The organism is Roseovarius litoreus (assembly GCF_900142765.1).
Lineage (GTDB): Bacteria > Pseudomonadota > Alphaproteobacteria > Rhodobacterales > Rhodobacteraceae > Roseovarius > Roseovarius litoreus.
The window spans coordinates 23,109-35,346 of record NZ_FRCB01000005.1 but is presented as its reverse complement, the minus strand read 5'-3'; the positions used below and the strand labels follow the sequence as shown (position 1 = coordinate 35,346).

The following is a 12,238-nucleotide window of genomic DNA, read 5'->3' as shown; positions in this document are numbered from 1 at the left end:
TATGACATGCAAACCACAATTGCCGAAGATGGCGACCCGGCAACCCAACCCCTGTTTGACGCCGCCGTGCTGCATATCATCCGCAGCTACAAACAGGCCTTTTCCGCCGACAACCGGACGCGGCCCTCGCGTCTTGTAATCACAACGACCCGTGCGGGGGACGTGGCCTGCGCCACAAGCATATCCTGCCACTCCGAAGGGTTCTTTTCGCAGCAATATCTCGACGCCCCCGTCAGCCAGTTGCTCGCCGGTCGGACCGGCCTGAACGTCCCCCCCGAAGCGATCCTCGAGGTCGGTGGCCTGGCGTGCACCTCGCCCTTCGCGGCCTATCCCACCTTGCGCTCCGTGTTCCAATGGGGACGCGAGCGTGGCATCGGCTGGGGCATCTTCACCGCAACGACCGAGGTCCGACGCCTGATCACGCGCGCGCGGATCACGCCTCTCATGCTCGCCCCCGCCCAGGCCAGCCGGGTGCAGGACCCCGCGCAATGGGGCGATTACTATGACCATGATCCTTGGGTCTGTGCCTTTCGCGACCCGGCGCAAGCGACGGACGCCCCCCTACCCGCAGCCGAGACAGCCTGATGACCGACCGTGTGTTCAACGCCCTTTCGCAGCATGCCGCCCAAAGCCCCGAGAAAACCGCGCTGCGCTCCGGCACAAGATGCATCGCGTATCGCAGCCTTGCGGCCTTTCTTGTGCAGAATGCAAAGACACTGGCCGGACCTGCGCGGGTCTTCGGCATCAGCACAAGCGACCCGCTGGACGCCGCCTTGGCCGATCTCGCCCTGACCTATAGCGGCCATGTATCGGTTCATGTCCCGCCGTTCTTTTCAGCGTCCCAACAGGCGCATCTTATCGAATCGGCCGGTGTCGAGACGATCATCGGCACCTCTCAAGCGCCCGTCACACCGCTGGTTCTCTGCCCGCCCGAAGCCTGCCCCCCGCTGACGACGCCGCTTGATCCGCCCGTCGCCGGCGCGCGCCGGATCATCTTCACCTCGGGGTCATCCGGCACCCCCAAGGGTGTGCTGATCGGCGAAAGCCAAATGGCCGCTGCACTCGCCGGGCTTGAAAAGGCGATTGCCCCCGTCCGCGAGGATATTCACCTCTCCCTTCTGCCCGTGGCGCAGTTGCTCGAGCAGGTGGCGGGTCTCTATCTTCCTCTTCTGGCCGGGGCCGAGGTTCATTTCTGCCCCGAGGCGCTCGCTGCGCTGTTCGGCGGGCCGATGGCGCCCATCGTGGCGGCCATGGCCTCGGCACGCCCCACAACAAGCATCCTTGTTCCCGCACTCCTGTCGCGCCTCGTCTCGGAGCTCAGGACAACCGCGACACAGGCCCCGGCCAGCCTGCGCCTGATCGCTGTGGGCGGCGCTCGAACCTCCCCGGCCCTTCTGGCCGAGGCCGAGGCCCTCGGCTTGCCCGTCCATGAAGGGTACGGCCTGTCGGAATGTTGCTCGGTCGTGGCCCTGAACGGGCCGCTTGACGCGCGCGCAGGCACGGTGGGCCGGGTTCTGGACGGGGTCGAGGTCCGCATCGACGATGGTGAAATCGTCGTGTCCGGCCCGACCGTCATGGAGGGATATATCGGCCATCCCCCCGTCACCGGCGAGTGGCGCACCGGGGATTTGGGCCGGTTCGAAGAGGGCCGGCTGATCGTCGAAGGCCGCAAGGACTGGCTGATCGTCACGCCGCAGGGCCGCAACATAAACCCCGAATGGGTCGAGGCCGCTCTGTGCGCCGACCCGCGCATCCCCGCGGCGGGGCTGTATCTTGCGCCGGATGACCAGCTCGAGATCATCGCGGTTCTCGCCGCCCCGGTCGCGCCTGCACAGATCGAAGCCCTTCTGTCCGACCTGCCGCTTTATGCGCGCCCTAGCCGGGTGCGCTTTGCCCCCGCCTCGCAAGCGGGGCTTCTGAAACCCGGCGGTGGCATCGACCGCAGCCAACTGGCGCAGCTGTCCCGGATGCTCCCCTGTTTTCCAATTTCCCATGACATGAAGGAGTGCGTCGCATGACCACCTCCCCTCCCAAAGCCCTGATCACCGGGGCCGGTTCCGGCATCGGTCGTGCGCTCGCCATCGAGGCCGCGCGCTCGGGCCATGATCTTGTGCTGGTCGGTCGCAGACAGGCCCAGCTCGAAGAGACGGCGGCCCTTCTGGGCAATGCCCCGGTGCGCCTTGTCGCCGCCGACATCACGACCCCCGAAGGGCGCGCAGAGATCGTTGCCGCCACCGGCTCCCGGCTGGATGTTCTGGTGAACAATGCCGGGCGGCTGGCGGTCGGGCGGCTCACCGATCTTGACGACGCCCAGATCGCCGACACCGTCGGCACCAACCTCACCGCCGCCGTGCAACTGACCCGTGACCTCGTTCCGGCGCTGTGCTCGGCACAAGGGCGGATCGTCAATATCGGCTCCATGTTCGGGCTGATCGCCTTTCCCTATTTCTCGGCCTATTCGGCCACGAAATTCGCCATGCGCGGTTTGTCCGATGCCCTGCGCCGCGAATTGGCGGAATTCGGCATCTCGGTCACCTATGTCGCCCCGCGCGCGACACGCACCCCAGCCCAAGGCAGCTTCGCCCATCTGGTCGAACCCTTCGGAATGGCCCTCGACGATCCTGACCGCGTGGCCCGCCGCGCGTGGAACGGGATCATGGCAGGGCGCAATATGATCTATCCGGGGCCGGGCGAACGCGTCTTTGCGCTGCTGCAGGCCCTTGCCCCTTCGATCATCGACATGGCGTTGACCCACAAGGCAGGCACCGCCAAGGCGCAGGCCGCCCTCAACAGCTATACAAAACAGAAAGAGGCTTGATCCATGAGCTACAACATCATTCGCCCCACCGCCGAAGCGCAGCCCGTCACCGACCCTGCCGTGGTGGCGCAAATTCGCACCAAGCTTTCCGAGGATGGCTGGACGCTGCTGCGTGGCTTTCGGCCCGACATGACCGCGTTCAGCTCCCTGACCACAGCCCTTTGCCGGAAAATCACCTTCGACCCGGCGCGCGACTACGGCGACGAAAACACCCAGAAGGTCGACGCCGGAACCGGCCCGATCGGGCTTCATACGGAAAACGGCAATACGCCGGTCTGCCCGGATATCGTCGCCTTCTACAGCCCCGTCGCCGCCTTCGAGGGATCGCAGACCACGATTTGCGACGGTCGCGCCGTGTACGAGGCGATGACCGACGCGCAAAAATCCCGCTGGCGGCGTGACATGGTCGTTGAACGCTACCTTCCCGAGCAATTGTGGAAGCGCTATCTGGCCAACGAACACCCCGCCATTTCCAGCCCAGAAGAGGTCACCGCGCGCCATGTCGAAGAGTTTCGCGCCGCGATCCCGAACCAGGATTTCGACATGCTCGAGGATGGCGGCATAAACTATCGCCTGACCGTAGCCCCGGTGCGCGCCTCCGCCCTGTCGGGCGGCGAGGGGTTCGCCAACGCGGTGCTTGGTCCCTCACATAACTACGCCCCGCCGCGCTATCGCTTCGGCGACGACGATGTCGTCAGCCAGGACGAGATCGAAGAGCTTCGCGACCTGGCCGAGGCCTCTACGCACGAGATCAACTGGCAGGACGGCGATATCGCGGTTCTCGACAACACCCGGATCATGCATGGCCGCCGCGCCATCGTGGACACCAACCGGCAACTCTTCATCGGCATGGGCAATCTCTGATGCGGCCCGACCGATCCAGTCCCGACCATCTGACGGAGAAAAAGACATGAAACCTATCGCAAGCCTGTTCCTTGTGGCCCTCTTCGCAGCCGGCCCCGCGCTGTCCGACCCGATCGAAGGTCTGTGGCGCACGGCACCGGACGATCACGGCGATGTCGGCTATATCCGCGTCGCCTCCTGCGGCAATACCTATTGCGGCGTGCTTGAGCGCGCCGAAAATCAACAGGGCGAGGCGATCCAGCCCGACACGCTGGGGCGCAAGATCGTCTGGAATCTGAAACCCTCAAAGTCGGGGGAATACGAGGGCCGGATCTATGCGCCGGACCGCGACAAGGAATACATGTCCAGATTGGAGCTGTCGGGAAACCGCATTTCCGTCAACGGCTGTGTTCTGGGCGGGATGATCTGCCGCAACGGCGGTCACTGGTCGCGGGTGCAATAACCCCAACGCCGCATCCGCGTCTGGATGCGGCCCCCCGGCACCACCTCTCAGGCTCCCGATCAAGGGGGCCTTTGCGCGGCGTCGCCGCCCTCAGGTTGGCATTGCCTTTGGATCGCACTTGTTCTCTTATGGGCACCGTAACCCGCAAGGATATGTCCCATTCAGCACATAGGCGCCATGCAGGCCAGCACCCTGAAATACGTGACACTGTTCCTGATCGGCAGCGTCGTCTTTTTCGTGTTCGACGTGGCCAGCGATATTTATGAACGTGTGATTGCGAACAGCGCGCCGGGCTTTCTCGACGCGATCCACCTGTGTTTCGAAGTGTTCTCCGCCGTGGCGCTGGTTCTGGCGATCCGCATTCTTGTCCAGCAGCTGCGCTGGCTTGAAGCGCGCAACAGAGAACAATCCGAGTCGCTGAGTTTCCTGCGCGGCGAAATGGACAGTTTCGTGCGCGGCAAATTCGAAGAATGGAACCTCACCTCGGCCGAGCGTGATGTCGCGATGTATATGCTGAAAGGCTTGAGCATCGCCGATATCGCTGCCGCACGGTCCACCGCCGAAGGCACCGTCAAGGCGCAGACATCGAACATCTTCCGCAAGACGGGCGTCGCATCGCGCATGGAGCTGATGAGCCTTTTCATGGACGAGTTCCTCGATGTCGGCATCAGGCTTGGCGACGGCCAAAAAACATAAGACGCGCCGACCCCCGACAGATCCCTCGAATATCAAGGATTGAACCAGACCATGTCCTCACTGAATGGCATCAAAGTCATCGAGTTTTGCGAAATCGCGGCCGGCCCCTTTTGCGGGATGCTGCTGGCTGACATGGGCGCCGATGTGATCAAGGTCGAGCGTCCGAACGGCGATGCGATGCGCACATGGCCCCCGCTCACCGACGGCTACAGCGAAAATTTCGCCTCGGTCAATCGCGGCAAACGGTCGATCTGCCTGAACCTGAAGGATCCCGGCGACATCGCCCATGCACGCCGGTTGATCCTTGGTGCGGATGTCGTGCTCGAGAATTTCCGCCCCGGCGTGATGCAACGAAACGGACTCGACTACGCCACCATGTCCGCGCTGAATCCCGGCCTCATCTATTGCTCGATCTCCGCCTTCGGTCAGACCGGCCCCCGCTCCGGCGAAGGCGGCTTCGATCTCACCATGCAGGCCATGAGCGGCGTGATGAGCGTCACCGGCGAACCGGGCGGCGCGCCGGTCAAATGCGGCGTGCCCCTGTGCGATTTCGTCTCCGGGCTTTACGGGGCCTATGGGATCGCCGCAGCCCTCAATGCCCGCGCAAGCACCGGCAAGGGCCAGCATATCGACGTCTCCATGCTGGGGGCGACGCTTGGGGTCTCGGCCCTCCAGACCAGCGAATTCTTCGGCACCGGCAAAGCCCCCCGCAAGCTGGGATCGGCCCATCCGCGCAACGCCCCCTATCAGGCGTTCGAAGCCGAGGATGGCCATTTCGGCATGGCGGCGGGCAATAACGGTCTCTGGGCCTCGGTCTGCCGCGTCGTGGGCCGCGAAGACCTCGAAAAAGACCCAAGGTTCATCGACCCCACAACCCGGGCACAGAACCAGGACACGCTGCGCGATCTGCTCGAGGCGATCTTCCGCACGAAACCCATCGCGCATTGGATCGCCGCCTTCCACGAAGCGGGCGTGCCCTGCAGCCCGATCAACACCTATCCCGAGGTTCTGCAGGACCCGCAAGTGGCGCATATGGGCTGGGTGCAGCAGATCGCGCTGCCCAACGGCGTGACCACCCAGACCTTCGGCCCGGTCTTGCGCATCAACGACACGGCGCAGTCGGTCACCCGCAGGCCCCCGGCCCTTGGCGAGCATACCGACGAAATACTGGCCCAACTGACAGCCAGCGGCGAGGCATAGGACAGCCGATGACCGCTCCCGCCCCCAACCTTCTGGTCGATCAGCACGAGGATGTACTCACCCTCACGCTCGACACTCCGGCCAAGGCAAACGCGCTGGCGCCCGATATGGTCGAGCGGATGATCGACACGCTCGACACCGCGCAAGGCGTGCGCCTCGCCATCCTCCGGGGCAATGGCAGGCATTTCTGCGCGGGCTTCGATCTCTCCGGTCTCGAAGACATGAGCGACGGGGATCTTCTGTGGCGCTTCGTGCGGATCGAGATGCTGTTGCAGAAGGTGCACAAGGCGCCCTTCCCCATCGTCGCCCTGGCCCAGGGCCAGGTGGTCGGCGCAGGCGCGGACCTCTTCGCCGCCTGCTGGAAGCGCGTCGCGACCCAGGACACCAGGTTCCGGATGCCCGGCTGGAATTTCGAGCTGGCGCTCGGCACAAGGCGGCTGGCGCAGCTGATCGGTATGGACGGCGCGCGCGACATGCTGATCGACACCCGCACCGTCGCCGCCCCGGAAGCCGTCTCGCTCGGTCTGGCCACGGAGATCGCCGAGCCCGCCGACTGGCCCGCGCTGATCGACCGCCTCGCCGCCCGCGCCCGCAGCCTGCCTGACCGCGCCACCCGCGACATGCTCCGGCTCACAAACCCCGACACCGATGATCTCGACCTCGCGGCAGTGGTCCGAACCGCCGGACGGCCCGGGCTCAAGGATCGCATTCTCGCCTATCGACAGCGGATGGAGGCCCAAAGCTCTGAGAAACGCGCGGCACCCCCTGCAGGGTGACACAGCCGCGACCGCAGACACATCGCCCGGGCGTGAGGCCCGTCACCTGTGCCCCGACGAGCCGAGTCGCTCTGAAACCTTGGCAAGGATGACCCGGATCGGCAGCGCGCGGCCTTCCCGCCTATTCGGGTTCAGCACGACCACTCATATTTCTGCGGATTTCGGATGGTGCCCAAGGTGGGATTCGAACCCACACGCCTTGCGGCGGGGGATTTTGAATCCCCTGCGTCTACCGTTCCGCCACTTGGGCACAGCTTATCGTCTATCCAAGCCTTGCGCCCTCGTCCAGAGCCACTGACGGAAATTTGCACAACTCGTGCTTGACCGCCCGGCCCTTGCATGCTCAGACGCCCTCACCCCGGCAACAGGATGCCCCATCATGCTCAGACGGCTTTATGACTGGACGATCCGCATGTCCGACCACCCCCGCGCACTTTGGGTGCTGGCGGCGGTGTCTTTCGTGGAAAGCTCGGTCTTCCCGATCCCGCCGGATGTGCTGATGATCCCGATGATCCTGGCGCGGCCCTCGCGGGCATGGCTGATCGCTCTGGTCGCCCTTGTCAGTTCCGTGCTCGGCGGGATCCTGGGCTATGCGATCGGCGCGCTGGCCTATGAACAGGTGGGCCAGCCGATCCTCGAATCGCTCGGCAAGGGCGACGCCATGACCGAGTTCAACACCCGCTTCAACGATTTCGGCTTCTGGGCGGTGCTGACCGCCGGGATCACGCCGTTTCCCTACAAGGTCATCACCATCATGTCGGGCTGGACCGGGATGCCGCTGGTCACCTTCATCGCCACCTCGATTCTCGCGCGGGGCTTTCGGTTCTTTCTCGTCGCCGCCCTGCTGTGGAAATACGGCGCGCCGATCCGCGATTTCATCGAGCGCCGTCTGGGCCTGATGGCCATCCTTTTCGTCGCGCTGCTCTTCGGCGGCTTCTATCTGGTGCGGCACCTGTGATGCCGTCGCGCCGCATATGGATCCTGCTCGCGGCGGGCGGGTCGGCAGCGCTGATGCTGGGCGCCCTCGGCTTTCAGTATCTCGGCGACATGCCCCCCTGCAAACTGTGCTACTGGCAACGGTATCCGCATTGGGCCGCCATCGGCATCGGCGCGGTGGCCCTGCTGGTGCCGATTGCGGCGCTGACGCTGCTTGGCGCGCTCGCCGCCCTCACCACCGCCGCCATCGGTTTCTATCACACCGGGGTCGAGCGGGACTGGTGGGAAGGCCCGGCCTCCTGCTCTGCCGGTGGCGCCTCGGGGATGAGTGCCGATGACCTCTTCGCGCAGATCATGGCCGCCCCCCTCGTGCGCTGCGACGAGGTGCCCTGGCAGATGTTCGGCCTCTCGATGGCCAGCTGGAACATGCTCGCCTCGCTGGTGCTCGTCGCCTTCTGGATCATGGCCTTCCGCCGGGCCTGATTTGGGTCTGGCGGGCCGCGTTGTGTACAACATGGACACAAATTGCGCCAAACGGATCCCGGTTCGTCCCAATCGCGTGTAGGTTTCGTACAAATCCTACACATCGCCCACCGGTCAGTTGCCGGATTTGCGAGTGTTGAGCAAAAGGCTGGTTTCCGAGCTGGCAATCCCGTCGAATCTCCGGATTTGCCCCAAAATCGCGTCGAACTCTTCCAGCGTCCCGGTCCCGATCTCCACGATCAGATCCCACCGCCCATTCGTGGTATGCACCGCCCGAACCGCGCTCAACCCATTGATCTGACGTATTATTCTATCCGTGCCGCGACCTTCGATTCCGATCATCATCAGCCCTCGCACCGGATCTCTGGCGGTATCCGCCTTCAGGACGACTGAAAAACCAAGGATCTCCCCCGAGGCTTTCAACCGCTCGATCCGCCCCCGCACCGTGGTCCGCGACACCCCCAGCATCATCGCCAGATCCGATAAGGATGCCCTCGCGTCGTGCCGCAGCGCCGAAATCAACTTGCGATCCGTTTCGTCCATATCGTCCGTTCCGGCTGTCATTTCGGAGATTATACCATCTAAATGTGCAATTTGACCGCTGTAAATCAACCCATATCGGCGAAATATTTCCCAAGTCTTTATACGGGATTTTTCGCACCATGCCTCGAAACTGCGTTCTGATCGGCGCCCCGGTCGATAGCGGCAAACGCCGCGAGGGCTGCCTCATGGGCCCCGACGCCCTCCGCGTCGCCGGGTTGCACGATGCCCTGACCGGCCTTGGTCACCACGTCACCGACCTCGGCAACCTCTCCCCCCTGCCTGTCGCTGACCGCTGCGACATGCCGGCCCATATCCATGCCCCGGCCCAGACGGTCGGCTGGACGCAAGCCATTGCAAACACGGCACAATCCATTGCCGTGGGTGATCTGCCGATCTTTCTGGGCGGCGACCACAGCCTGTCTTTGGGGTCCGTCACCGGCATGGCCAGCCACGCCGCCGCACAGGGCAAACCCCAATTCGTGCTCTGGCTCGACGCCCATAGCGATTTTCACACGCCGTCAAGCTCGACCTCCGGAAACCTGCATGGCACCCCCCTCGCCTATGCCACTGGGAAATTTGGATTTTCCGGTTTTCCACCGGTCCCGAACCCGATCCCCGAGGACCATATCTGCATCCTCGGCCTGCGCTCCGTGGATGCGGCCGAACGCGACATGCTGCAGGCCTCCGGCATCCGCCGCCACGATATGCGCGACATCGATGAGACCGGCATCGCCCGCCCCCTCGCCGCCTTCCTCGACACGGTCGCCCAGGCAAATGGCGCGCTGCATGTCTCGTTCGACGTGGATTTTCTGGACCCCGGTTTCGCCCCCGCCGTCGGCACGACCGTCCCCGGCGGCGCCACCATCCGCGAAGCGCATCTCGTCATGGAGATGATCTGCGACAGCGGGTTGATGAGCTCTCTGGACCTTGTTGAGCTCAATCCGTTTCTCGACGAGCGCGGCCGCACGGCACAGGTGATGGTCGATCTCGTGGCCTCGGCCCTTGGTCGCCGTGTCTTTGACCGCCAGACACAAGCCTTTGGATAAAAGGGATAAAACCATGAAACACTCTGCACCTTCAGCAAAAGCCTTGGTGCCTTTCGTCTCGGTCGAAACGATGATGAAGCTTGTTCATCACATCGGCATCGAGCCGATGCTGCGCGGTCTGGCCGACTATATCGAACAGGATTTCCGCCGATGGGAGCTTTTCGACAAGACCCCCCGTGTCGCCAGCCATTCCGCCAAAGGCGTGATCGAACTGATGCCCACATCCGACGGCGAGGTCTACGGGTTCAAATATGTCAACGGCCACCCCGGCAACACCCGTCAGGGGCTTCAGACCGTCACCGCCTTCGGTCTTCTGGCGGATGTCGGCAATGGCTACCCGGTGCTTTTGAGCGAGATGACGATCCTGACCGCGCTGCGCACGGCCGCCACCTCGGCGATGGTGGCGCGGCACCTTGCGCCGAAAGGCGCGGACACGATGGCGATGATCGGCAACGGGGCGCAGTCGGAATTCCAAAGCCTTGCCATGAAGGCGATCTGCGGCCTCAGATCAGTGCGCCTGTGGGATATCGACCCCGCCGCGACACGCAAAGCAGCCAATAATCTCAGAGGCTTGGGGCTGGATGTTCATGTATGCAACAGCGCCGAGGCCGCGATAGAAGGCGCGCAGATCATCACCACCTGCACCGCCGACAAGCAATATGCGACGATCCTGACCGACAACATGGTCGGCGCCGGTGTCCATATCAACGCGATCGGCGGCGACTGTCCCGGCAAGACGGAACTGGCCCCCGCCGTCCTTCTACGCAGCGACATCTTCGTGGAATATCCTGACCAGACCCGGATCGAGGGCGAAATCCAGCAATTGCCCTCCGATCACCCTGTCACGCAGATCTGGGAGGTCATCGCGGGCCGCAAACCGGGGCGCACCAGCACCGGGCAGATCACGCTTTTCGACAGCGTCGGCTTCGCCATCGAGGATTTCAGCGCCCTGCGCTATCTGCGCGACGCGATCAAGGGGACCGATCTTTACATGGAGCTGGATCTTCTGGCCGACCCCGATGATCCGCGTGATCTGTTCGGGATGCTGCAGCGCGCGGCCCCCTGAACGCGTTTCGCTTGTGCTCAGATCAAAGGCGGAAAGCTTCAGGCCGCATCCCTCATCAGCGCCACCAGATCCGCCAACTCCAAAGGCACCGGATTGCCCTTCATCGACGAGGACCCAACCGCCGCCTGCGCCAGATCCTCGTGATCCGCTGTCCGAACGCCCATTGCCGCAAGGCCGGGAAGACCCGCAGCCTCGGCCCAGTCGACAAGCCTATCGGGGGCCTGATCGGCGGTGCCGCCCAAGGCATCGGCGATCCATTCCGACACCCGCGCCAGACGCCCGCTTGCGTCACCCGTCGCGCGTTCGGCGTTGCACGCCAGAACGAAGGGCAGCAATCGCCCGCAGACCGCACCATGCGGCGCCCCGGACATCCCACCGATCGGACCGGCCAGCCCATGCACCGCCCCAAGCGCCGCGTTCGCCAGCGCCAAGCCGCCGTAAAGACTGACCAATGCCATCGCGTCACGCGCCTCCGAGGACTCCCCCTCCCGCAGACGGCAGAGCGCCTTCAGACCACGTGGAATGGCATCCCGGCAGAGCGCATCGGTCAGGGCATTGGCCTTGGGGCTGACATAGGGCTCGATCACCTGCGTTACGGCGTCCAGCCCACTGGCAAGGGTTACGGCCCATGGCGTGCCATCTGTCAGAGCCGGATCGACAATCGCCACATCCGCGATCATGCGCGGATCACGCAGCGACACCTTGCGCCGCGCCTCGGGCACGGCAATCACCGCGTTCTTCGTCACCTCGGCCCCGGTTCCGGCGGTCGTGGGGATTGCGATGAACGGCATAGGCGCATGATCCAGCGGAAGACCCTGCCCGACCACCTCGAGATGCTCCAGCATGGGGCGTGTCGCAGGCACCAACGCAGCGATTGCCTTGCCCGCATCGATCACCGATCCACCGCCGCAGGCGACGATCACGCGCGCGCCGCATGTGCGCGCTGCCGCCACCCCCGCCTCGATCAGCGCGACATCGGGCTCTTGGGGAACGGCAAACCCCTCGACCTGAACGCCAGCTGCGGCCAGATCATCGCGCAACCACGCGACACGGCCGGCAGCGGCCCCATGTACAAGCAAGACGCGATCGGCCCGTTGCGCGATCCGCGACACTGCCTGTTGCGCCATGCCCCGCCCAAACAGGATTTCCCCCGGCGACAGGAACGAGAAAGCGGCAAGCGTCATGGTGATGGTCCTTTGCATGGTGCGCGATCCTGTCTGTCACAGGGATCGCGCGCAGAAAAGCGTCTGCGGGCCGTTGCGCGCAAGAAAAAAGGGGCGCCATCATGGCGCCCCTGAGGTTCACGAGATCAGGCTCACTCTTTGTACCGCCCGGTTTCTGCCTGCGGCCTGATCCGCGTCGGGGGCG

The 12,238-nt window shown here is 64.3% G+C and carries 14 protein-coding genes and 1 tRNA gene; 12 read left to right on the top strand and 3 right to left on the bottom strand.

What is annotated here, in order from left to right; all coding sequences use genetic code 11:
• Positions 1-6: 6 nt before the first annotated feature.
• The 8 genes from F3H35_RS10870 (at position 7) to F3H35_RS10835 (ending at position 6,796) form a co-directional block, all read left to right on the top strand.
• Positions 7-585 (top strand): thermostable hemolysin, encoded by a 579-nt coding sequence (locus F3H35_RS10870; RefSeq protein ID WP_149779626.1) that lies wholly within the window; start codon positions 7-9, stop codon positions 583-585.
• Positions 585-2,018 carry an AMP-binding protein gene (locus F3H35_RS10865; protein ID WP_149779625.1) on the top strand — a complete coding sequence of 478 codons (1,434 nt, stop codon included), beginning with the start codon at positions 585-587 and terminating at the stop codon, positions 2,016-2,018. The genes F3H35_RS10870 and F3H35_RS10865 overlap by 1 nt, the downstream gene beginning before the upstream one ends.
• Positions 2,015-2,818, top strand: coding sequence for an SDR family NAD(P)-dependent oxidoreductase (locus F3H35_RS10860; protein ID WP_149779624.1), 804 nt, complete (start codon positions 2,015-2,017; stop codon positions 2,816-2,818). The genes F3H35_RS10865 and F3H35_RS10860 overlap by 4 nt, the downstream gene beginning before the upstream one ends.
• 3 nt (positions 2,819-2,821) lie before the next feature.
• Positions 2,822-3,682: a TauD/TfdA family dioxygenase gene (locus F3H35_RS10855; protein WP_149779623.1), complete on the top strand. Its 861-nt coding sequence runs from the start codon at positions 2,822-2,824 to the stop codon at positions 3,680-3,682.
• 46 nt (positions 3,683-3,728) lie between these two features.
• Positions 3,729-4,124, top strand: a complete 396-nt coding sequence (locus F3H35_RS10850) for a DUF2147 domain-containing protein (protein ID WP_188129949.1) — start codon at positions 3,729-3,731, stop codon at positions 4,122-4,124.
• A gap of 177 nt (positions 4,125-4,301) precedes the next feature.
• On the top strand, positions 4,302-4,820 hold the full coding sequence (locus tag F3H35_RS10845; RefSeq protein ID WP_149779621.1) for a helix-turn-helix transcriptional regulator: 519 nt from the start codon (positions 4,302-4,304) through the stop codon (positions 4,818-4,820).
• Between the two features lie 51 nt (positions 4,821-4,871).
• Complete coding sequence (locus F3H35_RS10840; protein WP_149779620.1) at positions 4,872-6,020, top strand: CaiB/BaiF CoA transferase family protein; 1,149 nt, start codon at positions 4,872-4,874, stop codon at positions 6,018-6,020.
• A gap of 8 nt (positions 6,021-6,028) precedes the next feature.
• A complete protein-coding gene (locus F3H35_RS10835) occupies positions 6,029-6,796 on the top strand; it encodes an enoyl-CoA hydratase/isomerase family protein (RefSeq protein WP_149779619.1) in 768 nt (255 codons plus the stop codon).
• Positions 6,797-6,962: 166 nt separating this feature from the next.
• On the opposite strand, the gene F3H35_RS10830 is transcribed toward F3H35_RS10835, so the two are convergent.
• A tRNA-Leu gene (locus tag F3H35_RS10830) sits at positions 6,963-7,046 on the bottom strand.
• A 129-nt stretch (positions 7,047-7,175) separates the two neighbouring features.
• On the opposite strand from F3H35_RS10830, the gene F3H35_RS10825 reads away from it, so the two are divergent.
• Both F3H35_RS10825 and F3H35_RS10820 read left to right on the top strand, forming a co-directional pair.
• Positions 7,176-7,754, top strand: coding sequence for a YqaA family protein (locus F3H35_RS10825; RefSeq protein WP_149779618.1), 579 nt, complete (start codon positions 7,176-7,178; stop codon positions 7,752-7,754).
• Positions 7,754-8,215, top strand: a complete 462-nt coding sequence (locus F3H35_RS10820) for a disulfide bond formation protein B (protein ID WP_149779617.1) — start codon at positions 7,754-7,756, stop codon at positions 8,213-8,215. The genes F3H35_RS10825 and F3H35_RS10820 overlap by 1 nt, the downstream gene beginning before the upstream one ends.
• Before the next feature lie 114 nt (positions 8,216-8,329).
• On the opposite strand, the gene F3H35_RS10815 is transcribed toward F3H35_RS10820, so the two are convergent.
• Positions 8,330-8,758, bottom strand: a complete 429-nt coding sequence (locus F3H35_RS10815) for an Lrp/AsnC family transcriptional regulator (protein WP_149779842.1) — start codon at positions 8,756-8,758, stop codon at positions 8,330-8,332.
• 119 nt (positions 8,759-8,877) lie between these two features.
• On the opposite strand from F3H35_RS10815, the gene rocF reads away from it, so the two are divergent.
• A complete protein-coding gene (gene rocF / locus F3H35_RS10810; protein WP_149779616.1) occupies positions 8,878-9,804 on the top strand; it encodes an arginase in 927 nt (308 codons plus the stop codon).
• A gap of 13 nt (positions 9,805-9,817) precedes the next feature.
• Complete coding sequence (locus F3H35_RS10805) at positions 9,818-10,870, top strand: ornithine cyclodeaminase (RefSeq protein ID WP_149779615.1); 1,053 nt, start codon at positions 9,818-9,820, stop codon at positions 10,868-10,870.
• Positions 10,871-10,908: 38 nt separating this feature from the next.
• On the opposite strand, the gene F3H35_RS10800 is transcribed toward F3H35_RS10805, so the two are convergent.
• Positions 10,909-12,072, bottom strand: coding sequence for an iron-containing alcohol dehydrogenase (locus F3H35_RS10800; RefSeq protein ID WP_149779614.1), 1,164 nt, complete (start codon positions 12,070-12,072; stop codon positions 10,909-10,911).
• Positions 12,073-12,238: the final 166 nt, after the last annotated feature.